Annotated in this window: 12 protein-coding genes; 8 read left to right on the top strand and 4 right to left on the bottom strand. The window is 73.1% G+C overall.

Features of this window, described 5'->3' with window-relative positions; translation table 11 throughout:
- Positions 1-15 precede the first annotated feature (15 nt).
- Complete coding sequence (locus MMF93_RS32850) at positions 16-1,254, bottom strand: ROK family transcriptional regulator (protein WP_242756999.1); 1,239 nt, start codon at positions 1,252-1,254, stop codon at positions 16-18.
- Positions 1,255-1,387: 133 nt separating this feature from the next.
- On the opposite strand from MMF93_RS32850, the gene MMF93_RS32845 reads away from it, so the two are divergent.
- From MMF93_RS32845 to htpG, 3 genes are all read left to right on the top strand, one after another.
- Positions 1,388-2,770, top strand: a complete 1,383-nt coding sequence (locus tag MMF93_RS32845; protein WP_242756997.1) for a sugar porter family MFS transporter — start codon at positions 1,388-1,390, stop codon at positions 2,768-2,770.
- A gap of 237 nt (positions 2,771-3,007) precedes the next feature.
- A complete protein-coding gene (locus MMF93_RS32840) occupies positions 3,008-4,594 on the top strand; it encodes an FG-GAP and VCBS repeat-containing protein (protein WP_242756995.1) in 1,587 nt (528 codons plus the stop codon).
- 174 nt (positions 4,595-4,768) lie between these two features.
- Positions 4,769-6,784: a molecular chaperone HtpG gene (gene htpG / locus MMF93_RS32835; RefSeq protein ID WP_242756993.1), complete on the top strand. Its 2,016-nt coding sequence runs from the start codon at positions 4,769-4,771 to the stop codon at positions 6,782-6,784.
- A gap of 102 nt (positions 6,785-6,886) precedes the next feature.
- Here the strand turns inward: htpG and MMF93_RS32830 are convergent, their stop codons facing one another.
- A complete protein-coding gene (locus MMF93_RS32830; RefSeq protein ID WP_242756991.1) occupies positions 6,887-7,255 on the bottom strand; it encodes a hypothetical protein in 369 nt (122 codons plus the stop codon).
- 280 nt (positions 7,256-7,535) lie between these two features.
- Here MMF93_RS32830 and MMF93_RS32825 point away from each other — a divergent pair, with 280 nt between their 5' ends.
- From MMF93_RS32825 to MMF93_RS32810, 4 genes are all read left to right on the top strand, one after another.
- On the top strand, positions 7,536-18,362 hold the full coding sequence (locus MMF93_RS32825) for a non-ribosomal peptide synthetase (RefSeq protein WP_242756989.1): 10,827 nt from the start codon (positions 7,536-7,538) through the stop codon (positions 18,360-18,362).
- 72 nt (positions 18,363-18,434) lie between these two features.
- Positions 18,435-18,638, top strand: a complete 204-nt coding sequence (locus MMF93_RS32820; protein WP_242756987.1) for an MbtH family protein — start codon at positions 18,435-18,437, stop codon at positions 18,636-18,638.
- 101 nt (positions 18,639-18,739) lie between these two features.
- Complete coding sequence (locus MMF93_RS32815; RefSeq protein WP_242757887.1) at positions 18,740-19,909, top strand: ATP-binding cassette domain-containing protein; 1,170 nt, start codon at positions 18,740-18,742, stop codon at positions 19,907-19,909.
- Positions 19,897-20,727, top strand: coding sequence for an ABC transporter permease (locus tag MMF93_RS32810; RefSeq protein WP_423835566.1), 831 nt, complete (start codon positions 19,897-19,899; stop codon positions 20,725-20,727). Before MMF93_RS32815 ends, MMF93_RS32810 begins: the two co-directional genes overlap by 13 nt.
- Before the next feature lie 61 nt (positions 20,728-20,788).
- On the opposite strand, the gene MMF93_RS32805 is transcribed toward MMF93_RS32810, so the two are convergent.
- Complete coding sequence (locus MMF93_RS32805; RefSeq protein ID WP_242756985.1) at positions 20,789-22,111, bottom strand: MFS transporter; 1,323 nt, start codon at positions 22,109-22,111, stop codon at positions 20,789-20,791.
- A complete protein-coding gene (locus tag MMF93_RS32800; RefSeq protein ID WP_242756983.1) occupies positions 22,108-23,805 on the bottom strand; it encodes an amidohydrolase in 1,698 nt (565 codons plus the stop codon). The genes MMF93_RS32805 and MMF93_RS32800 overlap by 4 nt, the downstream gene beginning before the upstream one ends.
- A 225-nt stretch (positions 23,806-24,030) precedes the next feature.
- On the opposite strand from MMF93_RS32800, the gene MMF93_RS32795 reads away from it, so the two are divergent.
- A complete protein-coding gene (locus tag MMF93_RS32795; RefSeq protein ID WP_242756981.1) occupies positions 24,031-24,936 on the top strand; it encodes an Lrp/AsnC family transcriptional regulator in 906 nt (301 codons plus the stop codon).
- Positions 24,937-24,969 lie beyond the last annotated feature (33 nt).

Here is a 24,969-nt window from a genome sequence, read left to right as displayed (position 1 = left end):
TGGCCGGAGCCGGGATCACGACGCGACGACGGCCGAGGCTGCGCCCGCCACGCCCGGGGCCGCTGCGCCTCGTGTCGCATAGCCGGCGAGCAGGGGCGATTCGTGGAAGACGAGGGCGAGCGCCCCGAGGGCCCCCGCCCGGTCGGCCAGGGCCGCGGGGACGAAGCGCACACCGCGGTTGACCCGCGCGGCCGTGTAGCGGCGGAAGGCGGCTTCGGCCGGGTCGAGAAAGAGGGGGCCCAGTTCCGCGATCTCACCGCCCAGGACGACGCGCTGCGGGTTCGCCGTGCTGCACGCGGCCGCGAGGGCCCGGCCAACGGCCCAGGCGGCGTGTTCGAGGGCCGCGCACTCGCGCTCCTCGCCGGCGGCCAGCGCCTCGGTGAACCGGCTCCAGCTGCGCCGGCCCGCGGCCCGCAGCAGCGCGGGCACGGACGCGGCCTGCTCCAGGCAGCCGTGGCCTCCGCACCAGCAGCGGGCGCCCTCGGGGTCAACGCTGATGTGGCCGATCTCGCCCGCCGCCCCCTGAGCTCCCCTGAACAGCCGTCCCTGCGCGACGAGCCCGCCGCCGACGCCGTACGACAACGTCACGTGCAGGGCGTCACCCGCGCCTCGCGCCGCGCCCCAGATGGCCTCGCCGAGTGCGGCCAGGCGCGTGTTGTTGTCGGCGAGCACGGGGACGTCGAGGGATGCGGCGAGGCGGTCCGCGACGGACTGCCGGTGCCGGGGCACCCCAGCGTCGCCGACCGGCCCCCTGCCCCCGCCGGTCGTCTCCCCGGGGCCCGGTGTGCCGATACCGACACCGCTGAGACCCGCGAGGTCGATGCCCTCACGCTCGGCGAGGCCACAAAGCAGCGCGAGGGCGGCGTCGGCCTGTTCGCGGGCGCTGCCGCGCTTCGGCCGGTGGACACCGCCGGACGCGGTGACCTCGTGCGCCGCGTTGGCGATCGCGACCCTGAGACGTTCGCGGCCCATCTCGATGCCGACAGCCTGCGCCGAGCTCGGGTTGAGCGTGAGCCGGTGCACGGGTCGGCCACGGCCCGCGCGAGCACCGTCCAGGGGGGCGGGCTCCTCCAGCAGCACGTTGTCGGCGAGGAGCCGGCCCACGATGCCGGACAGGGTGGTACGGGAGAGTCCGGTGGCCGTGGCCACGTCGGCCCGGCTGCTGGGGCCCTTACGCCGGAGAACCTCCAGTACGCGCTCCATGTTTCCGTAGCGCAACTGGCGCAGCACGGTGGGGTTCTTGACCACTGCCATGGCGACCATGCTGCCCACGGCCGCTATTTTCGTCAACACTTCGACACAAGCCTGTGAACTGGGCACCGACGTCTTGATTTTCGACGAAGACTTGACGCTAATGAGGCGCAGTCGTCAAGCAAGGGAGCCCGTCATGCCTGCCGCCGTCCCGGCCACGACGCACACCGCACCCGACGCACGCGCCCGGTCCCGCCGCACCTTCCTGCTGTACCTGTGCGGGGCGTTCGGCGGACTGCTGTCCGGATACGACATGGGCATCGTCGCCGGGGCCCAGCTGTTCCTCACCCGCGATCTCGGCCTGAGCTCCTGGATGCAGGGGGCCTTCGTCAGTTCGCTGATGGTCGGCGCCATCGCCGGCTGCTTCGGCGCAGGACCGGCCACCGACCGCCTGGGGCGCCGGCCGGTGATGCTGGCGACCGCGGTCCTCTTCGGCGCGGGTGCGCTGGGGATGGCCCTGGCCACCGACCCATGGACATTGATCGCTTTCCGGGTCGCGACAGGTGTCGGTGTCGGCGCCGCCTCCGCCGTGATCCCCAGCTACCTCTCCGAGCTGGCTCCGACGCGGATCCGCGGCCGGGTGTCCACGCTCAACCAGATGATGATCGCGATAGGCATCTTCGTCTCGTACCTGACCTCGTACGCGCTGTCGGGCGCGGGCGCGTGGCGGTGGATGCTCGGCCTCGCCGTCGTGCCCGCTGTGGTGCTCTTCGCCGGGATGTGGCCCCAGCCGGAGACGCCGCGCTGGCTCGTGGCGAAGGGCAGGGCGGAGGAGGCCCGGTCCGTGCTGCTGAGGCTGCACGAGCCCGCCGAGGCCGAGGCCGCGCTCCGTGACATCCACGCCGCCGCACACACGGAACGCCACTCGCGCGGCCGCGTACGGGAGCTGTTCGCGACCCGCCAGGTGCGCCGCGGCCTCGGCATCGCGGTCGCCATGGCCGTCATCCAACAGGTCATCGGCTCCAACACCATCGTGTTCTACGCGCCGACGATCCTCAAGGCGGCCGGGTTCGGGGACTCGGTCGCGCTGCTCAACAGCGTCGGGCTCGGCGCCCTGTCGATCTGCACCACCTTCGTCACCGGACGTCTTGTCGACCGCGTCGGCCGCAAGCCCCTGCTCCTCACCGGGCTCGTTTTGATGGTGATCAGCATGGGCACCCTGTGCGCCGTCTTCTCCCTCGGCCTGCTCGACCAGACCGCCGGCAAGGTGGCCGCCGTCGCCAGTCTCGCGGTGTTCAAGGTCGCCTACTCACTGAGCTGGGCACCGCTGCTGTGGGTGATGCTGCCCGAGCTCTTTCCGCTCCGGGTCCGCAGCACGGGTGTCAGCGTCGGCTCCGGCACCAACTGGGCCGCGAACTTCGCCGTCTCGCTGGTCTTCCCCACTCTCCTGGTGGCAGGCGCGGGTGCCGCCTTCGCCCTCTTCGGCGGTATCTGCGTCCTGGCTTTCGCGTTCACGGCCGTCTTCATCCGGGAGACCGCGGGCCGCTCCCTCGAGGCCCTGGAGCGGGCGGCGAGCTGACACCGGCCTGGTTCCGGACCGCTCGGCTTGCTCCGGGAGGGGACAAGGCCCCGGCGGTCTTCTCCTCGCCGCCACGCCGCCCGCGCCGGGTGCCGTCCGCATCCGCGAAGGCGAAGTGGCGCGCGTGCAACCGCGAGGGGGCCGACAGAAGTCAGAGAGGGGAGAAGGAATGGAACGTGCGGGGCATCGGACCCTGAGCTGCCCCGCGACAACCGCCAACGCGCTTCTGGAGAACTTGTGACCGAGCGGATCGGCCTCCGTCAGCATTCCTCCCGTCGGCGGAACGGCCGTATCGCCGTTGCTGCCGCAGCGACCGTGGTCGTCGCCGCCGCCGTGCCGCTGGCCTGGGACGGCGTCACCGGTTCGGCGAGCGATCCGGCCGCAGGGCACCGTCACGCCGGCCCCGCGAAGACCGCGCCGCAAGCCGACTTCGACAACGACGGAAACGCCGACCTGGTGGCACTCAGCGGCTTCGCGGACCACCTGGCCGTGAACTACGGCTCCGACGACGCGGGCAGGACCGGGCGGCGCCAGTTGATCGGCCAGGAGGCCACCGGCACCCCGTCCAAGAGGGGCGACGGTGTCGGCTTCGGCGAGCACGCCGTGACACGCGACCTGGACGGCGACGGCTACACCGATCTGGTCGCGGACGTCGATACCTACGGCGCTCCCAAGAAGGACGGTGCGCACAGCGGTGCCCTCGTCCTCTGGGGCTCCGACGACGGGCTCGAGGCCGACAGTGGCACGTATCTCGACGATGTGCCCGACAACTTCAGCGTGGACCAGCCCGGCAAGCACACCCTCGTCGGCGGCGACTTCGACGGCGACGGCCACGCCGACCTCGTCGTGCAGGTCGGCGACGGCAAGGGGCTGCTGAAGGGGCCGTTCACCCGCGACGGGCGAGCGGCCTCAACCGCCGAGGTGCCCCGGCAGCCGCTGCCTGAGGGAGCGTCGCTGTCCGACACGGTGGCCGGAGACCTGAACGGCGACGGCACCGACGACCTCGTGAGCACCCACGAGTACGAGGACAACGCCGCGGGCGGCGGAAAGAAGTCCGCCTACCTCGCGGGCAGCAGGGACGGCTTCGAGAAGCCCGACACATCAGCCCTCCCCGGCCTGGCCCCCGGCGCCGTTGTCGGTGACGTCGACAAGGACGGTCACGCCGACCTGATGGCGCGCAGGCACCCCGAGGGGGCCGCAGCCGACAGTAGCGTCGACGGTCCCGTGGAGGTGTTCTACGGGTCCGCCGAGGGGCCCGAGCCGGATGACGCGCGGCACACCGAGGTCGACCAGGACACCGAAGGGGTGCCGGGCAGGAAGGCCGACGAGGGGCAGTTCGGAGACGCACTCGACGCCGGCGACTGGAACGGCGACGGCTACGCCGATGTCGCCGTCGGTACCCCCGACCAGTCCCGTCCCGAGAAGAAGGACGGGCCGTCGGCGGGTGCCGTGACCCTGCTCAAGGGCGGGCCGAAGGGCCTGACCGGCCGCGGGGCGCAGCTGGTCGCCCGGCCCACGGCCGGCACGCAGGATGCCGGGGACCGCGAGGCCGCGGGCGCGCAGGGCGCCGAGGACGCCCCGGCTCCCGAGGACGGCGACCGGTTCGGGGACGCCGTACGCCTGCTCGACGCGGACGGCGACGGCAACAGCGACCTGGCAGCCGGCGCCCCCGGGCAGGGCGGCTCAGGGGCGGCGTGGGTGCTGCCGGGCACCGGCGGGGAACCGACCGGCCGCGGCGGCTACTTCGTCGTGCCGGAGGACTACGGCGCCATCCCACGGCACGAAGCGCAGGACGGCGACTTCGCGAACGGCTTCGCGCGGTAGCCCCCTGCCACGAGGACGGCCACGAGCACCTGGCCGAGGCCCGGTTCCGGGCGCTTCCGTTCGGGCTACCGCAGCACCCCGAAAGGCCCGAGGCGGCGCCCGACCCGCCCGCTCGCATACAGTTCCGTGAAGTCAATTCCGTCACCGGATGGCCTGAGAAGGAATCAACGGATCATGTCGAGCGAGACCACCGAGACCACCGAGACGTTCGAGTTCCAGGTGGAGGCCCGTCGGCTTCTGCAGATGATGGTGCACTCCATCTACTCGAACAAGGACGTGTTCCTGCGGGAACTCGTCTCCAACGCCTCCGACGCACTGGACAAACTCCGCCTGGAGGCGCTCCGCGACGACTCCCTCGACGCGGACATCTCCGACCTCCACATCGACATCGAAGCCGACAAGGAGACCCGTACGCTCACCGTGCGGGACAACGGCATCGGCATGTCCCGCGACGAGGTCGTCGAGCTCATCGGGACCATCGCGAACTCGGGCACGGCCCAGTTCCTGGAGAAACTCTCCGAAGCACAGCAGGCCAAGGATGCCGGCGAGAGCGGTGAATCGCCCGCGGCGGAGGAGCTGATCGGGCAGTTCGGCATCGGCTTCTACTCCGGCTTCATGGTCGCCGACGAGGTGACACTGCTGACCCGTCGTGCGGGCGAGAAGCAGGGCACCCGCTGGAAGTCGGCGGGCGAGGGCAGCTACACGATCGAGACCGTCGAGGACGTCCCGCAGGGCACCGCCGTCACGCTGCACCTCAAGCCGGTGGACACCGAGGACAGGCTCTACGACTACACCTCGCCCTGGAAGATCAGGGAGATCGTCAAGCGGTACTCGGACTTCATCACCTGGCCCATCAGGATGGCCGCCGAGCAGGTGGACGTTCCGGCCGCGGAGGGGGCGGACGACGAGAACGGCGAGACCGGACCCAGCGGTGAGGACAAGGCCGGTGAGGCCGCCGCACCCGAGCCGGAGACGCTGAACTCCCAGAAGGCCCTGTGGGCCCGCCCGCGCAGCGAGGTCTCCGAGGAGGAGTACCACGAGCTGTACAAGCACCTCAGCCACGACTGGAACGACCCGCTGGAGACGATCCGCCTGGCGGCCGAGGGCACCTTCGAGTACCAGGCGCTGCTGTTCATCCCCTCGCAGGCGCCGCACGACCTGTTCCAGCAGGGTGCCAAGCGGGGCGTGCATCTGTACGTGAAGCGCGTGTTCATCATGGACGACTGCGAGGCGCTGCTGCCGCCCTACCTGCGGTTCGTCAAGGGCGTCGTCGACGCGCAGGACCTCTCGCTCAACGTGTCGCGCGAGATCCTCCAGCAGGATCGCCAGATCCAGCTCATGCACAGGCGGCTGGCGAAGAAGGTGCTCTCCACGGTCAAGGAGATGCGGACCAAGGCACCGGACCGGTACACCACGTTCTGGCGGGAGTTCGGCAGCGTCCTCAAGGAAGGCCTGCTGAGCGACTTCGAGAACCGCGAGACCCTTCTGGAGGTCGCCTCCTTCGCCTCCACTCACGACAAGGACGAGCCGACCACGCTGGCGCAGTACGTGGAGCGGATGAAGGAGGGCCAGGAGCACATCTACTACATCACGGGGGACTCGCGCTCGGCCGTCGAGAACTCGCCGCACATGGAAGCGTTCAGGGCCCAGGGGATCGAGGTGCTGCTGCTGACCGACCCGGTCGACGAGGTGTGGGTCGAGGCCGTCCCCGACTTCGAGGGCAAGCAGCTTCGTTCCGTCTCCAAGGGCGAGGTCGATCTCGGCACCGAGGAGGAGAAGCAGGAGCGGGAGAGCGAACGCGAGGAGCGGCAGCGGGAGTTCGCCGACCTGCTGTCGTGGATGACCGAACGGCTGAGCGAGGACGTCAAGGAGGTCCGGCTCTCCGCGCGGCTGACCGACTCGCCGGCCTGTGTCGTCTCGGACACGCACGATGTGACGCCCGCGCTGGAGCGGATGTACCGGGCGATGGGGCAGGAGGTTCCGCACAGCAAGCGGATTCTGGAGCTCAACCCTCAGCACGCGCTGGTCAAGGGGATCAACCGGGCCTACGGCGAGCGGGCGGACCACACGGAGCTGGGCGAGACCGCCGACCTGCTGCACGGCATGGCGCTGCTGGCCGAGGGCGGTGAGCTGGAGGACCCCTCGGGCTTCGTGAAGGTGCTCGCCGACCGCCTGGAGCGCACTGTGTGAGCAAGCGGGTGGCTGTGTTCCCGCGACCGACGCGGACCGAGCGGGGGCCGGGCGGGAACGAGCGGGAGCACAGCCATCCGGCGGCGCGGCGGGGGCCGGGGCTCAGCCGCCGATATCGCAGGCCGCGAGCAGGCACAGATTGCCGCCCTGCACCTGGCTGATACCGCCTTCGGCGGGAGCACCCGCGCCGAGAGAACACTGTGACAGCAGGCAGAGGTTGAATCCCTGGACGCCCCGGTAGCCCTGGCCGCGCGACTGGGTGCGCAGCGCGTCCGGTGCCACGGAGCCGGTCGACCGCTCGTCCGTCTGCTGGGTGACGTGGGCCTCCTGGGTGGCGTGCGCCTGTGAGCTGTGGGCCGGCCCGGAGGGGTGCGAGGCGGCGGTGGCGGCGGGCGCGGCGGTCAGTGCGCCGGCCGTCGCGGCCACCGTGACGGCTATGCGGCGGGTCCAGAAGATGCGGGCGCTGGGCATGGTGCTCCTTCTGCGGAATGTCGACGGATTCCAGGTACGCCGTGTGGTTCGGAGCCCGTGCGGGAGCGGATTGGCCGCTGTCCGCTATCCCACGGAAAGGGTGGATTACTTTCGAGTAACTGGTATGCCGTCGGCTGTCCGCCTAACGCACGAGTAACTCCGTATGTCATGAGTCACAGGCCAATCCGCGGCCTCCACCGTCCCGAATAGCAAGTGACGGAAGGGTGTGCGTCAGGTCGAAGCCGTGACGCACCTTTGTGCGAGACGAGGAGCGGCGCCGATGTCAGACCTGCCAGGAACGCCACGTGCGAAGGGGGCTGACGCCGAGTCGGACGCCGCGGCGGTGCGGTTGCCGCTGACCTCCGCACAGGAGGCTCTGTGGTTCGCACACCAACTCGACCCGCACAGCCGCGTCTACAACATCGCCGAGTACGTGGACATCCGGGGAGCACTCGACCCCGAGCGGCTCAGGCAGGCCGTCGCGCACGTGACCCGCGAGGTCGACGCCATGCGGGTCACGTTCCCCGTCACCGGAGCGGAGACCGAGGCGACGCGCTGCCAGGTCGTGCACGAGGACCTCCGTATCGCCGTTCCCCTCACGGATCTGACGGACCTCGCCCCCTCCACGGACCCCGCCGCGCCCACCGGCCGGAAGGCCCCGCCGGCCGCGTCCGACGACGGGCCCGGCTACCGCACCGCCCTGGCCCGGATGCGCGAGGACCTGGCCGCTCCGGTGGACCCGGCGCGCGGCCCGCTCATCGGCATGGCGCTCTACCGGCTCGCGCCGCGGCGGCACCTGCTCTACCTCCGCGTGCACCACCTCGCACTGGACGGATTCGGCGCCGCGCTCCTGCTGGACCGCATCGCGGAGGTCTACGGCGCGCTCGACGACGCGGACGCCGGCGGGCCCGACGTACACCCTCTCCCGCTGGCCGCTCTCCTGGAGGACGGCGCCACCTACCGCGCGTCCGACGGTTACGCCGCCGACGAGGCCTACTGGCGGGACCTGCTCGCCGACGCGCCCGCCCCCGTCCGGCTGTCGGGCAGCCCGGCCACAGCCGCACCCGCCGCCGAGGTGCGGTGCCACAGCGCCGTGCTGCCCGCCGACCGGTGGGACCGGCTCCGTGGCCTGGCACGGGAGGCGGGCCTCGCCTGGCCCGCGCTGTTCGCCGCGGCGACGGCCATCTACGTGCACCGGCTGAGCGGAGCGCCGGATCTGTTGCTGGGGCTGCCGGTGAGCGGCCGCCGGGGCCGCACGGCCCGGCGGACGCCCGGCATGATGTCCCAGGTTCTGCCCCTGCGGGTGCGGGTGGGCCCCGCCGAGGAGACCGGCGAGGTCGTGCGCCGGGTCGCGGAGGGGATGCGGCACGCGCTCCGGCACCAGCGCTACCCGGCCGAGGCCCTGCGCAGTCACCGCGGACTGCGCCCGGGCGAGCCGCTGACCGGGCCAGCGGTGAACGTGCTGGCCTTCGACGGCGGTCTCACGTTCGGCTCGGCGTCGGCCAGTGTGCACAACCTGTCCATCGGCCCGGTGGAGGATCTGACGGTCGCCGTGCACGCGCCCTCCTCAGGCGACGAGGCGCGGGTCGACGTGCTGGCGAACGCGGCCGTGTACGGGGACGAAGAGACCGCCGCGCACCTCGGGCGGCTGCTCGCCCTGCTGGAGGAACTGGCCGCGGACCTGGCCCGGCCCGTCGGCTCACTGACGACGATCGGAGCTCAGGAGCGGCGACAGGCGCTGGCACTCGGCAGGGGCCCCGACGCGCGAGGCACCGGCAGCCGCGGTCACGAGGACGCCCGCGTCACGCCGGATGTACGCGGCGCCGACCCCTCCCCCGCCGCCGGGTCGGCCGAAGAGGCCGCCGCCTCGGCACCTGGCGCCGGACCGCGCACCGTCCCGGAGGAGTTGGCCCTGCGGGCCGGCGAGCGGCCCGGTGATCTGGCGGTCACCGACGGCTCGCGGCAGCTCGTCTTCGCCGAACTCGACGCCGCCGTCGAGGCGCTGGCGGCCCGGATGTGCGCGGCGGGGGCCGCACGGGGCGAGCGGGTCGCGGTGGCCCTGCCCCGTTCGGTGGACCTGGTGGTCACGATGCTGGCGGTGCTGCGCTCCGGTGCGGTGTACGTGCCGATCGACCTCTCCGCTCCCGCCGAGCGCGTCGGCCATCTGCTCACCGACGCGGCACCCGCGGTGCTGGTCTGCGAACCGGACGGCCCCGTCGCCGGCCTCGCTCCGGCCGGAACCGGGGTGCTGAGCCCGCGGGACGCGGCAGTCGCCGCGGCTCCCGCACGCCCTGACACCCCGGACGCGGACAGCGCCCTGCCCGCCCCGAGCGACCCGGCCTACCTCATCTACACCTCCGGCTCGACGGGGCGGCCCAAGGGTGTGCTGGTCGAGCACCGTTCGCTGAGCAACCTGCTGGACCACCACCGCCGCGAGTCACACGCCCACGCCGCTCGCGCGGTGGGGCGGCGGCTGCGGGTCGCGCTGACCGCGGCCACCTCGTTCGACGCCTCGTGGGACCCGGTGCTGTGGATGCTCGCGGGCCACGAGCTGCACGTCGTCGACGACATGACGCGCCGCGACCCCGAAGAGCTGGTGGGCTTCCTGCGCGAGCGCCGCGTCGACGTCATCGAGACCACCCCCAGCTTCCTGTGGCAGCTCCTGGCCGCCGGGCTCCTGCCGGACGACGCAGCCGGCGGGAGCGGAGAGCGGGACGGGGCGGAGGTCTACCGTCCGGTCGTCGTCGCGCTCGGCGGTGAACCCGTCAACGAGGAGCTGTGGCAGCGGCTCTCGGCCGCGCCCGGTGTCCTGGTCTACAACTTCTACGGCCCGACGGAGACCACCGTGGACGCGGTCACCACCCGGGTGCACGGCGACCTGGCGGTGATCGGACGGCCCGCGGCCGGTATCCGCGCCTACGTGCTGGACAGCGCCATGCATCTGCTGCCGCGCGGCGCGGTGGGAGAGCTGTACCTGGCAGGCGAGGGCGTCGCCCTCGGTTACGCCGGGCGGACGGGACTGACCGCCGCCCGTTTCCTGGCCGATCCGTTCGTGGGGCACGGGGCACGCATGTACCGGACGGGGGATCTGGTCCGGTGGCGCGAGGACGGGTCGCTGGAGTTCTTCGGGCGCAGCGACGCGCAGATCAAGATCCGCGGCATGCGGGTGGAGACCGGCGAGATCGAGTCGGCCCTCGTCGCGCTGCCCGGCGTCGCCGCCGCGGCCGTCGTGCTGCGGCGTACCGAGGGCGACGGGGAGGTGCTGGCCGCCTATCTCGTGCCGGAGCGGGAGGGCGAGGGCATACCCGGCGACGGTGACCCGCTCGCGCTGCGCGAGTCGCTGGCCAAGACGCTTCCCGCCCACATGGTCCCGGCCGCGTACGCGACCGTCGAGCGGCTGCCGCTGACGCCCAACGGAAAGCTCGACCCCTCCGCGCTCCCGGCCCCGCGCCACCTCGTCTCCCGTTCCCGGGCGGTGCCGCGTACCGACGACGAGCGCCTGGTCTGCTCGCTCATGGCGCGGCTGCTCGGTGTGGGCGAGACGGGGCGGGACGACGACTTCTTCACGCTGGGCGGCCACTCGCTGCTCGCGCCCCGGCTGCTGTCCCACATCCACGACGCCACGGGGGTGCGGCTGCCGGTGCGGGCGCTGTTCGAGGCGCCGACTCCGGCCGGGCTCGCCGCGGTGCTGGCGGACGCACGCGACACCTCACCTCCCGGCCACACGGCGACCGTCCGGGTCCGGCCCGAGCGACTGCCGCTCTCCCCCGCGCAGCACCGCCTCTGGCTGCTGGAACGCATGGGCGAAGGCGGGGCGCGCTACCACATCCCCCTGGCGGTACGGCTGACCGGCCCCCTCGACGTACCGGCTCTGCAATCCGCCTTCACGGACCTGCTCGCCCGCCACGAGAGCCTGCGCACGCTCTACCCCGAGGCACCGGAGACGACCGAGGCACCCGAGTCCGATGAGGTCCCCGGCGCGCCCGCCTGCGAGCCGGGCCCGTACCAGCTGATCCTGCCGGTCGAGGAGTGCGGCACCTTGCGGGTGACGGACCCCGCCCGGCACGCCGCGAGCGCGCCCGTGGATTTCCGGCTGGACGAACAGCCTCCGGTGCACGCCGAGTTGGTCACCGAGCATCCGGACGGCGGCGTGGGATCGGACGTCGCGTCGCGCACCGGCACCGCGGACGGCGAGGCCCCGACCCATCTCCTGCTGCTGACGCTGCACCACATCGTGGCCGACGGCTGGTCCATGGGCCCCCTGCTGCGCGACCTGTCACAGGCCTACGCGGCCCGCTGCCGAGGGCAGGCGCCCGCGTGGGAGCCGCTGCCCGTCCAGTACGCCGACTACGCGCTGCGCCGGCATGCCGAACTCGGCCTCAAGGACGACCCGGACTCCCTCGCCGCGCGCCAGCTCGGCTACTGGCGGGACACGCTGGCGTCACTGCCCCAGGAGGTGACCCTCCCGCTCGACCGGCCGCGCCCGGCTCGGAGCAAGGGCCCGGCAGCAAGCGTCCCCCTGCGCCTCGACCAGGACACTCACCGGCAGGTCGCGGCCCTGGCGCAGCAGACCGGCACCAGCACGTTCATGGTCCTGCACGCCGCCGTGGCCGGGCTGCTGACCCGGCTCGGCGCGGGAGAGGACGTCGTCCTGGGCACGCCGGTCGCCGGCCGCGCCGACGAGGACCTCGCCGAGGTGGTCGGCTTCTTCGTCAACACGCTCGTCCTGCGCACCGACACCGGGGGCGACCCCGCCTTCCGGGAGCTGCTGCGCCGGGTGCGCGCCAGGGACCTGGCGGCCTACGCGCACCAGGACGTGCCGTTCGAGCAGCTCGTGGAGGAGTTGAAGCCGCCGCGCTCGCTCTCCCGGCACCCGCTGTTCCAGGTGATGCTGGCGCTCAACAACACCGAGCAGCCCCGCCTGGACCTTCCGGGCCTGCGCGCCGTCCGCGAGGACGGGGAGCGGAGGCGGAGCGCCAAGTTCGACCTCACCTGGGACCTGACGGAGGAACACGGCCCGCACGGTGCCCCCGCCGGGCTGACCGGCGAGATCGAGTTCAGCCGCGACCTGTTCGACCAGGCCACCGTCGAGCGTTTCGCCCGGCACTTCACCCGTCTCCTGGCGGCGGCGCTGCGCGATCCCGACCTGCCGCTCAGCGCGCTGGAGATGCTCAGCGACGAGGAACGCGACGCCGCACTCGACCGGCCGGCGCCCACCGGGCTGATGTCCGGGGAACACGCGCCGCCGCAGAGCGTCTGCGACATCCTGACGACGCAGGCCATCGTCACCCCGGCGCGCAGCGCCGTCGTCGACGCCGAGGGATCGGTGACCTTCGGCGATGTGGTGCTCCGCGCCGACGCGGTGGCCGCCCGGCTGGCCGCCGCGGGGGTGGGCCGCGGCGACCGGGTCGCCGTGGCGTTGCCGCGCACGGCCCGGCAGGTGGCCGCGCTCTTCGGCGTGCTGCGGGCGGGCGGCGTCTACGTGCCGCTCGACCCGCTCCACCCGGCCGAGCGCAACGCGCGGATCCTCGGCACGGCCCGCCCCGCCGTACTGCTCACCGAGCGGTCGTGCGCTGCTCAGCTGCCCGCTTCCCCCGTGCCCGCCCTCTTCCTCGACGAGACGCCCGAGATCGAGGGCGGGGCGCCGCTGCCTCCCCTCGAAGGTCCGCGCGGGACGGACCCGGCGTACGTCCTGTACACCTCCGGTTCGACGGGGCGGCCCAAGGGCGTCGTCGTCGAACACCGGGCGCTCGTCAACCTGCTGCGGCACCACGCCAACCACCTGATATCGCCCGCCGAGCGGGCCAACAACGACCGGCCGCTGCGGGTGGCGCTCACCGCTGCCGCGACGTTCGACGCCTCCTGGGACCCGCTGCTGTGGATGGTGGCGGGACACGAGCTGCACCTGGTCGACGATGCCACGCGGCGGGACCCCGAAGCGCTCGTGGCCTTCTTGCACCGCCACCGCGTCGACGTCATCGAGACCACCCCCAGCTTCCTCGAACAGCTGCGCGCAGGCGGGCTGTTCGCCCCCGGCCGTCCCTGGCCCCGCGTCGTGGCGCTGGGCGGCGAGGCCGTCAACGAGACGCTGTGGAACGAGCTGGCCGCCCTCGACGGGGTGCGCGTCTGGAACCTGTACGGGCCGACCGAGACCACCGTGGACAGCGTCATGACGCCGATCACCGCGGGGCCAGGGCCGCACATCGGCACCGCGATCACCGGGATGAGCGCCCGGGTGCTGGACGCGGCGCTGCGGCCCGCGGCGCCCGGTGTGACCGGTGAGCTGTATCTCGCCGGCGCCGGGCTGGCGCGCGGCTACGACGCCGCCACGGGCTCCACCGCGCGCCGCTTCCTCGCCGACCCCTACGGTCCCGCGGGCACCCGCATGTACCGCACCGGAGACCTGGTGCGCCGGCAGGCCGACGGCACGTTGCGGTTCGTCGGCCGCTCCGACGGACAGGTCAAGGTCCGCGGCTTCCGCGTCGAGACCGGCGAGGTCGAGGCCGCTCTCGCCGCCCATCCGGACGTCGACCACGCGGCCGTGACCGTGCGCGAGACCGGCACCGACGCCGGTGGCCGGCTGCTGGCCTGGGTCGTGGCGCACCACGGCCGGCCCCCGTCCGAGACCGGACTGCGCGACTTCGTCGCCGCGCGGCTGCCCGCCTACATGGTCCCGGCGGCCGTCGCGCTCGTCCCGCACCTCCCGCTGACCGCGCACGGGAAGGCGGACTTCGCCTCACTGCCCGACCCGCGGCCCGGCGCGGCAGCGGGCGGCGCGGCGCCCCGCACCCCGCAGGAGGAGATCCTGTGCGCGCTCTTCGCCGAATCCCTGGGCGCCCAGACGGTGGGCCGCGACGACGACTTCTTCGCGCTGGGCGGCCACTCGCTGCTGGCCACTCACCTGGTCAACCGCATCCGCACGGCCTTCGGTCGCGAGCTGCCGGTCCGCGCGCTGTTCGAGGCGCCCACTCCGCAGGAGCTGGCCCCGCGCCTGGAGAGCGGCGGAACGGGACGCCCCGCGCTGCGCGCCGTCTCCGGACGCCTGGCCCGTGTGCCTCTCTCCTTCGCCCAGCGGCGGCTGTGGTTCCTCAACCGGATGCGGCCCGAGGACGCCTCGTACAACATCCCCCTGGCCGTACGCCTCCGAGGCCGCCTCGACACCGGTGCTCTGCAGGCGGCGCTGTGCGACGTCGTCTCCCGCCACGAGACGCTGCGCACGGTCTTCGCCGAGTCACCGCAGGAGGCCGGCCACCCTCGTCAGCAGGTGCTCGCGCCCGGCGACGCCCGACCGCGGCTGACCGCGCTCCGCTGCCTTCCCGAGCAGGCACCCGACCTGCTGCGGGCCGCCGCGGAACGCGGCTTCGACCTGGGACGTGAGCTGCCGCTCCGCGCGCACCTGCTGGAGCTCGCACCCCAGGAGCAGGTCCTGCTCCTCACCCTTCACCACATCGCCGCCGACGGCTGGTCCATGGGCCCGCTCGCGCAGGACCTGGCGGCCGCCTACGCGGCCCGCTGCGCGGGACGCGCGCCCGACTGGGCGCCGCTGCCCGTACAGTACGGCGACTACGCGGTGTGGCAGGAGAGCCTGCTCGGCGACCCGCACGACCCGGACAGCGTGCACGCCCGCCAGCTCGCCCACTGGCGAAGCGCCCTCGCCGGTGCCCCCGCCGAACTGTCACTGCCGACCGACCGGCCGCGCCCCGAGGTCTCCTCCGGGCGCGGCGGCACCGTGCCGGTTCCGCTGGCCGAAGGGGACCTGGCCCGGCTGGCGGAGCTGGCCAGGGCGGAGGGAGCCAGCACCTTCATGGCGCTGCACGCCGTGCTGGCCGCTGCGCTGGACCGGCTGGGCGCCGGCGAGGACATCGTGGTCGGCACCCCGGTGGCGGGGCGCACCGACGAGGCGCTCAACGCGCTGGTGGGCTTCTTCGTCAACACCCTGGTGCTGCGGGTGGGCACCGGCGGGGATCCGAGTCTGCGCGCGCTCATCGCCCGCACCAGGCAAGCCGACCTGTCGGCCTACGCGCACCAGGACCTGCCGTTCGAGTCGCTGGTGGAGAGCCTCGCGCCGCCGCGTTCGCTCTCCCGGCACCCGCTCTTCCAGGTGATGCTCTCCCTCAACAACGCGGGCCGCCCCGAACTCGACCTGCCCGGACTGCACGCGGCCGTGGAGGGCGTGGAGGTCGGCGGTGCCAAGTTCGACCTGTCCTTCAGCTTCTCCGAGCAGGACGCGGCGGGCGGCCTCAGCGGCCTGCTCGAGTACAACCGCGACGTGTTCGAGGCCGGCACGGCCCAGCGGATCGCCGACTGGTTCGGCACACTGCTGCGGCAGGCGGTGGACCGTCCCGACACGCCGCTTTCGGCACACGACCCGATGGACGCGGCCGAGCGCGAGAAGCTGCTGGCCCTGGGCGACGGCGGCAGCGGCGTGGATCGACACGAGAGCGTCGTGGACGCCTTCCGCGCGGCGGCCGACTCCGCCCGCAGCAGCGACCTCGCCGTGCGGTCGGCGAAGGAGTCGCTCTCGTTCGCCGAGTTGCGCGACAGCGCGGACCGGCTGGCGCGCCTGCTGCACGCTCACGGCGTCTCCTCCGGCGCGACGGTCGCGGTGCTGCTGCCGCGTTCTGCCGGTTCCCTCGTCGCGTTGCTCGGCGTGCTCACCGCCGGCGGCGTGTACGCGCCGGTCGACGAGACGCTGCCGCGCGAGCGGATCGCCGCGGTCGTCGAGGACGCGCGGCCCGCCGTCGTGCTGGTCACCGAGGAGACCGAGGACCGGCTGCCGGCAGGTGACCTGCGGACGCTGCGACTCGACGATCCAAAGACCGCCGCCGCACTCGCCGCGCTCCCCTGCGGCCCGCCCCCGGGCGCCCGTCCTCAGGCGCTTGATGCCGCGTACGTCATCCACACCTCGGGCTCGACGGGCCGGCCCAAGGGCGTCGTCGTCGAACACCGCTCGCTGGTTCGGCTGCTGGAGCACCACACCAGCCACCTGTTCGCCCCCGCGCGGGAGGCCGCCGGGGGGCGCCGGATGCGGGTCGCGCTGACCGCCTCGCTCTCCTTCGACGCCTCCTGGGACCCGGTCTTGTGGATGCTCGGCGGGAACGAACTGGTCGTCGTCGACCACGACACCCGACGCGACCCCGAGGCGCTGGTCCGCCTGGTGCGTGAGCACCACATCGACCTGCTGGAGACCACGCCCACGCACGCCGCGGCGCTGCTGGACGCCGGACTGTGCGCACCGGCGAAGCCTGCCGGGCAAGGCCGTCCGCCGCTGCTGCTCGCGCTCGGCGGCGAGCCTGTGCCCACCTCGCTGTGGCGGCGGATCCGGGAGATACCGGGCCTGCGCGCCTGGAACCTGTACGGGCCGACCGAGGCCACCGTCGACACGCTGGTCGCCTCGCTCGACGCGTCCCCGCACCCGGTGCTCGGCGCGCCGGTCACCGGCACCCGCGCCCACGTCATGGACCGCTTCCTGCGCCCGTCCCCGCTCGGCGCGGTGGGCGAGTTGTACCTCGCGGGCGACGGCGTCGCGCGCGGCTACCTCGGGCGCCCCGGTGCCACCGCGGTGCGCTTCCTGCCCGACCCGTTCGGGCCGCCCGGCAGCCGCATGTACCGCACGGGCGACCTCGTGCGCCGGACCGCCGACGGCCGGCTGCACTTCCACGGCCGTACCGACGGGCAGGTGAAGGTGCGCGGGTTCCGCGTCGAGCTCGGGGAGATCGCCGCGGTGCTGGAGGAGCACCCGGACGTCGCCCGGGCCGCCGTCACCCTGCGCGCTGCGGACGACGGTGTGCTGGGCGGCGAGGAGCACCTTGTCGCCTACCTCGTCCCCGCAGCGGAGCAGGTGTCCGCGACCGGCCCGGCAGAGACGGTCACGGCAGCCGACGGACCGGACCGCGCGGAGCTGCGCGCCGCGGTGGCGCTGGCGCTGCCCGACTACATGGTCCCTTCCGCCTTCGTCGCGCTGCCCAGGCTGCCGCTGACCACCAGCGGCAAGCTGGATCACGCCGCGCTGCCGGCGCCCGGCGCCGAGCACCTCGTCCGGCGCACCGGGCGGGCGGCCCGCAACCCGCGCGAGGACGTGCTGTGCGCGCTCTTCGGCGAAGTGCTGGGCGTCGAACGTCCCTGGGCCGACGACGACTTCTTCGCGCTGGGCGGGCACTCGCTGCTCGCCGCCCGGCTCATCGCCCGCGTCAAACAGGCGACCGGTGCGGACCTCGGGATCCGCACCCTCTTCGAGGCGCCCACCCCGGCCGCTCTCGCCGCGGCCCTGGACACCTGTGACGACGCCGACGGCACGCCGTCGCACGCGGGCGGGGAACTGGCCACGCTGCTCCCCCTGCGGGCACGCGGCGCCCTGCCGCCGCTGTTCTGCGTCCATCCGGCCGGCGGACTCGCCTGGTCCTACGCGGGACTGCTCCAGCACCTGGACGACGGCCGCCCGCTGTACGGGCTGCAAACCCCGAACCTGGCCGGCGACCAGCCGTTCCCGAGCAGCATCGAGGACATGGCGGCGTGCTACGTGCGCGAGGTGCGTGCGGTCCAGCCGCACGGGCCCTACCACCTGCTGGGCTGGTCGTTCGGCGGCAACGTCGTACAGGAGGTCGCGGTACAGCTCCAGGAGGCGGGCGAACAGGTGGCGCTGCTCGCGGTGCTCGACGCCTACCCCTCGCCGCCGGCCGACGGTCTGGAGGAGGCCGACCACGACACCGTCTTCCGCGCCCTGCTGACCAACCTCGGCCTCGACCTGAGTGCCTGGGACGAGACCGAAGCACTCGACGCCCGCGACGTGCGGGACTCGCTGCGCGACGCCGGCAGCCCGCTGGGCGGTCTGGAGCCGGAGACGATCCAGACCATGGTCGGCAATTTCGCGGCGCAGGCCCGGCTGATGCGGCACTACACGCCGCGCGTCTTCCACGGCGAGGTCCTCTTCTTCCGCGCCACCGAGGAGGACCCGGCGGGCGGCCTCACCCCCGGGATGTGGGCACCGTACGTCGCCGGGCCGGTGCGCCTGTCCGACGTGCCGTGCGCGCACGCCCAGATGATGCGGCCCGACTCCAGGGCGCTGATCGGCGACGTCCTCGCCGAGGAACTGCGCCGAGAGCCCTGACCCCTCACCCCTGTCCCGGCACGCGCACACCGCCGTGCCACCCATCACCCGTTCCCCAAGGAGAACACCGACGTGACCAACCCCTTCGACAACCCCGACATCCAGCACCGCGTCCTGGTCAACGACGAGGGACAGCACTCACTGTGGCCCTCGTTCGCGGAGATCCCCGCCGGCTGGCGCGCCGTCCACGGCCCGGCCAGCCAGGAGGACTGCGTCCAGTACGTCGACACCCACTGGACCGACCTGACGCCGCTGAGCGCGCTGGCCTCACGGTGAGCCCCGCACAGCCGCGCACGCGCCCGGCGCCGCACCTCGGCCCCGCCAGAGCGCCGCTGCCCGAGCCCGCGGCGCGGCCGTCCCGCGCCGGACCACAGCAGGTGGTCCCGCCCGGGGCGGCCGCGCCGGGCGGCGGCGAGGCGATCAGCGCCGAGGGGCTGACCCGCAGGTTCGGCGACAAGGTCGCGCTGGCCGGTGTCGACCTGCGGGTACCCGCGGGAAGCGTGCTGGGGCTGCTCGGCCCCAACGGCGCGGGCAAGACCACCACGGTGCGGATCCTGACCACGCTGCTGCGCCCTGACGGCGGCCACGCGCGCGTCGCCGGGCACGACGTGGTCGGCGAGCCGTCCGCGGTGCGGGCGCGCATCGGCCTGTCAGGACAGTACGCGGCCGTCGATGAGCGGCTCACCGCGCGGGAGAACCTCTACCTCGTCGCACGGCTGTACGGCATGGGCCGCCGGACGGCCCGCGCGCACACGGCCGGCCTGCTGGATCGCTTCGCCCTCGGCGAGGCCGCAGACCGGCCCAGCGGCGGCTTCTCCGGCGGCATGCGCCGCCGCCTGGACCTGGCAGGCGCGCTCGCCGCACGCCCAGCGGTGGTCTTCCTCGACGAACCCACCACAGGCCTGGACCCACGCGGACGCAACGACACCTGGGAGGCCGTGCAGGAACTGGTCACCCAGGGCACGACCGTGCTGCTGACGACCCAGTACCTGGAGGAGGCCGACGCCCTGGCAGACAGCATCTCCGTCATCGACCACGGCCGGGTCATCGCCCGTGGCACCGCGCCCGAACTGAAGGCGGCCGTGGGCGGCGAGCGGATCACCCTCACGGTGACCGATCCGGCCGCCCGCGGGCGCGCCTGCGAGGCCCTGGCCGCGCTCGGACCGCACCGCCCCGAACTCGACTCGCGCACCGGGAGCGTGACCGTGGCGACCGAACACGGGACCGACGCGCTACGCACGGCGCTGGAGAGCCTGGCGGCCGAGCGGATCGACGTCCGCGATGTCGCTCTGGCTCCGCCCACCCTGGACGACGTCTTCCTCACCCTCACCGGCGGCGCCTCGGGCGCTCCGCCCGAGGCGGGGAGCACCCCGCACGCCGCGGAACGCGCCGCCCCGACGCCCGGAGCCGAGCCGTCCGCACCCCGGCCGTCCGCGGCCGGACCATCCGGCTCCGGGCCGTCGGAAGGCGGCAGGCGCAGGGCGTTCGCACGCCGGCGCGGGAGCGGACGAGCACGGAAGGGAGGCGCACACGCATGGCGGCCCTAAGCCCCGCGGCGGCGCCCGCGTCGGGTGTGGCCAGAACCGTCCGCGACGGCATGATCATCGCCTGGCGCAACCTGCTCAACCTGCGGCGCACCCCTGGTTCCGTCATCGCCGCGCTGATCCAGCCGCTGATGTTCGTGCTGCTGCTCGCCTACGTCTTCGGCGGCAGCCTGGGCGGCGACGGCTACCGCTCCTTCCTGATGGGCGGCATCTTCGCCCAGGCCGTCACCTTCAACGCCTCGTTCACAGCCATCGGACTCGCCAGTGACATGGACAAGGGCATGGTCGACCGCTTCCGTGCCCTGCCCATGCCGCGCGGCTCGGTCATCCTCGGCCGCACACTCTCCGACCTGGCCATGAGCGCCGTGACCCTCACGGTGACCTCGCTGTGCGGGCTGCTGGTGGGGTGGCGCGTCGAGGGCACCGCGCTCGACGCGGCACGGGGCTATCTCCTGGTGCTCGTCTTCGCCTTCGCCATGTCGTGGGTCGGTGCGACGGTCGGCCTGGTGGCCCGCAGCGTGGAGGTCGCCCAGAGCGCGGGCCTGGTCTGGCTGTTCCCGATCACCTTCGTCTCGTCGGCGTTCGTCTCGGTCACCTCGATGCCGGGACCGCTGCGCGTGGTGGCCGAGTGGAACCCGGTCTCGGCGACGGCGACGGCCGCGCGGTCCCTCTTCGGCAACGACGCACCCGCGGCGGTCGCCCCGCCGCAGAGCTGGCCGGTCGAACACGCCACGGGGTACGCCCTGGTGTGCGCGCTGGGGGTGATCGCGGTGTTCATGCCGATCGCCGTGGGCCGCTACCGCCGCATCGCCCGCGGCTGAGGGCCCACGGCTGGAGGCCCCACGGCTGGAGGGCCCTCGACTGGAGAGAGGCCCGTCCCTCTCAGGAGGCCGTGGAGGCGGGTGTCGTCGGCGTTCCGCTGTCCACGGGGGTGGCGTCGTCCGTGTACTGCGGTGCCTTCAGCAGGCACGCGATGCTCAGTGCGCACATGGCCACGAGCAGCACGATGACCGGGACGATGCTGTCGGTCGCCTGGAACATCAGCGTCGAGACCACGGGTGACAGGCCGCCGAACAGCGCGCCCGCCACCTGGTAGGTCACCGAGATGCTGGTGTAACGCGCCTGAGGGCGGAACATCTGGGCCAGTACGGCGGCCACGGGACCGTACGTCGCCGCCATGAACAGCCGCATCGCCGCGAAGACCAGGAAGATCAGCACCGTCGAGCCGGAGGAGACCACCAGGAACTGCGGCGTGGCCAGCACGGCCACCGCGGCCAGGCCCCAGATGACGACGCGGACGCGCCCGAGCTTGTCGCCCAGCCACGCGACGCCCAGCGTGGCGACGAGTTCGACGACGGCCGCGACGCTGAGCGCGTTGAGCACCACCGTCTCCGAGAGCCCCACGCTGGGGTCGGTGGCGTACGCGGTGATGAACGTGGTCACCAGGTAGTAGCCGCCCACCGCGATCGGGAGCGTGCCGATGCCCAGCAGGATGGGTTTCCAGTTCGTCTTCAGCGCGTACGTCAGGGGCAGGCCCTCGTCCGGTTCGGGCTCGGCCTCGAAGACCGGCGACTCCTCGACCTTGAGCCGGATGAGGACGCCGATGACGATGAGCACCGCGGACAGCAGGAACGGCACGCGCCACGCCCACTCCCTGAGCGCGTCGTTCCCGAACGTGGACAGCAGGCTGAAAAGACCGGTGGACATCAGCGCCCCGGCGGGGTTGCCGAGTTGGGCGAAGCCACCGTAGAAGGTCTTCTTCTCCTCCGGCGCGTGCTCGACGGCCATCAGCACGGCGCCGCCCCATTCGCCGCCGACCGCGATGCCCTGCACGAAGCGGAGCAGGACGAGCAGGATCGGGGCGAGCACGCCGACGCCGGAGTACGTGGGCAGCAGGCCGACCAGGAACGTCGCGGCACCCATCATGGTCAGGGTGATCACGAGCGCGCTGCGCCGGCCGAACCGGTCGCCGATGTGGCCGAAGACGACGCCGCCGAGCGGCCGCGCGAAGAAGCCCACCGCGTACGTGGCGAAGGCGGCTGCGATGCCGGTGAGCCTGTCGGTCCCCTCGGGGAAGAAGACGCTGCCGAAGACGAGGGAGGCGGCGGTGGCGTAGACGTAGAAGTCGTACCACTCGATGGTGGTGCCGACGAACGCGGCGATGCCCGCCTTGCGCGCCTTGCGGGATTGAGCGTGGTGCGTCACGGCTGCCCCTCGGTCGACGTGGCTGTGGTGGAGTGCTGGAGCGCGCCGTCGACCCACGTCTGGAGGACGTCGATCGCGGCGATGGATCCGGGGTCGACGGTGAGCGGGTCGGCGCCCAGGACGGTGAAGTCGGCCAGCTTGCCCGGGGTGATGCTGCCGATCTCGTGCTCGCGGCCCAGGGTGCGGGCCCCGCCGAGGGTGTGCGCGGCGAGCGCGTCGGCAGCGGGGATCCGCAGGGAGGCCTCGCCAAGGCGGTGCCCGCGCCGGGTGACGCGGGTGACGGCCGCCTGCACCGCCTCCAGCGGCTTCGGCTCGGCGACCGGCGCGTCGGAGCTGAGGGTGACGGGCACCCCGGCCTCCAGGAACTCCCCGAGCGGGTTGAACCGCTCCCCGGGGGTGCCGATCGCCTCGGTGACGCCTTCGCCCCAGTTGTAGTAGTGCTGGGTCTGGTTGACCGGGTGGACGCCCAGCCGGTGCATGCGCGCGATCTGTGCGGGCGTCGGCAGCCCGCAGTGCTCGATCCGGTGCCGGGTGTCAGGGCGGGGGTGTCGCTCCTGCGCCTGCTCGACGGCGTCGAGCACCATCTCTATCGCGTCCGGCGACTGGGCGTGGGTGGCCGTCTGGAGCCCCATCGCGTGCGCCTTGGCGATGAGCTCGCGGTACGCCTCAGGCTCGTGGTAGAGCTGCCCGGTGCGGCAGGGGTCACCGACGTAGCCGTCGGGGAAGTAGGCCGTCCAGCCGCCGAGGGTGCCGTCGGCGTAGAACTTGATGCCCGCGAAGGAGAGCCGGGCGTTGCCGAACGCGCCGTGCATCCCGGTGTCGATCACGTGGTCCAGCAGGTGGCTGAGCAGATACATGCCGACGCGGGTGCGCAACTCGCCGGCGTCGGCCAGCCGCAGGTAGGTGTCGAACTCGCGGCGGGTGACCTGGCAGTCGCCGATGGTCGTCACGCCGCCGGCGAGGAACCGCTCTTGCGCGGCGCGCAGTTGCCGAAGGTGCTCCGCGGGCTCGTCCCCGAGGTGGAAGTTCGGGCCGTGGCGGCCGATCTTGACTCCGCCGACGCCGGTGAGGATGTTGCAGGCGGCGTCGGAGACCTCGCCGGTCAGCTCCCCCTCGGCGTCACGGAAGAACGTGCCGCCCTCCGGGTCAGGGGTGTCCCGGGAGACACCGTGCCGCGCCAGAGTGGCGCTGTTGACGACGCCGCCGTGGCCGCTGGCGTTCATCAGGTACACGTCGCGGTCCGTGCTGACCTGGTCGAGCTCCGCCTTGGTGGGGTGCCGGCGCTCGGCGAGATTGCGGTGCTCGTAGCCGTAGCCGCGCACCGGCCGTCCGGGCGGCAGCGTGTCGGCCGCCGCCCGCAGCAGGGCGACGATGGCGGGGATGTCGGCCGCCTTGTCGGGCCCGCAGTCGACCCAGCTCATCATCTGGCCGTACATCAGGGGGTGGGCGTGCGGGTCGACGAAGCCCGGCACCACCACGGCGCCGCCGAGGTCCACCTCCTCGGCCGTGCGGCCGAGCCGCGCCGCCGCGGCCCGGCACTCCTGGAGAGTGCCGACGGCGCCGAACCGGTTGCCGTGCACGAGGAACGCCTCGGCCTCTTCGGTGTCCGGGTCGACGGTGCGCAGGATGGCGCCGGTGAACAGGGTGGTGGTCGCGTCCAGGACTGACGTCTCCTGGTGGCGCAGTGCGCGCATGTGATTCCTCGTGCGGGGTGTCGGGGGCCTGTGCGATGGTCGGCACCGTAGGACCGTCCACCTTCCTCAGCAATGCCATGTGCGCTGCTCCGCGCACGCGGCGCCGCGCTTCTGTCACTCTCGAATACCGATCTGCGGCTGATCAGCTCCCCGCACCCGCGTCAACCGTAGTCTTGTTCCCGCACGAGCACGGAATCACTTCGTAAAGATTGGGTCTCGGCACTCATGAGTGAGGATCTCGACACACGCCTCATCGCCGCGCTCCAGCAGGACGGCAGAGCGAGCTACAGCGAGCTGGCCGCCCGGGTGGGTGCGCCGAGGACGGCGGTCTCGGCGCGGGTACAGGCGCTGCTCGACTCGGGTGCCGTGGGGATCGCGGCCGTGGCGCATCCCCAGCTCCTCGGGCTCACCTCGCTCGCCCACGTCTCCGTCGCCGTCTCGGGGCCCGCCGACGACGTGGTCGACGCGCTGTGCGCGACGGACGCGTCGGTCTTCGTCTCCGCGGTCAGCGGCGCCTACGACCTCGTCGCGGAGCTGCGCGTCTCCAGCGACCGCGAACTGTACGACGCCCTCGCCCACCTTCGCGGGCAGCCCCGAGTACGGGCCGTCAACACGCTCCTGTACACCGACGTCGTCACGTCGGTCTTCATGCCGCAGGGACCGCTCCGCGGCGACGTGCACGTCGACGACACCGATCTGCGCCTCATCGAACTGCTGGAGCGCGACGGCCGCATGTCGTTCGTCGAACTGGCCCGGCGCGTCGGCATGTCACCGAGCGCCGTCCGCGCCCGGGTCAGCCGGCTCGTCGACAACCGAGCCCTGCACGTCGCCGCCGTGGTGCGGCGCGGCACGGGCAGCGGCAGGCCGGCTCTGGGCGCGGGGCTGAACCTCGGCGGGGACGACGAGCGCGTCACCGCGTTCCTCGCAGCGCTGCCCGGCGTGGAGTTCGTCGCCCGCACCGTCGGCCGCTACGACCTGGTGCTCACCCTCGGCTCCGACTCGACCACGCGCCTGCACCACGTCACGGAGCGGATCAAGGCGCTCGACGAGGTCCGCGGCCTGACCACGTGGGCGCACCTGGAGGTGTTCAAGGAGCACTACTCCCGGGGCATCGCACGGACATCGATATAAATCGATGTGAATCAACGTAGCTCGACGTAAGGG

This window comes from Streptomyces tubbatahanensis, from assembly GCF_022699385.1.
GTDB lineage: Bacteria > Actinomycetota > Actinomycetes > Streptomycetales > Streptomycetaceae > Streptomyces > Streptomyces diacarni.
Note: the sequence above shows the minus strand (reverse complement) of the source record. Positions and strands in the feature narration are given on the sequence as shown.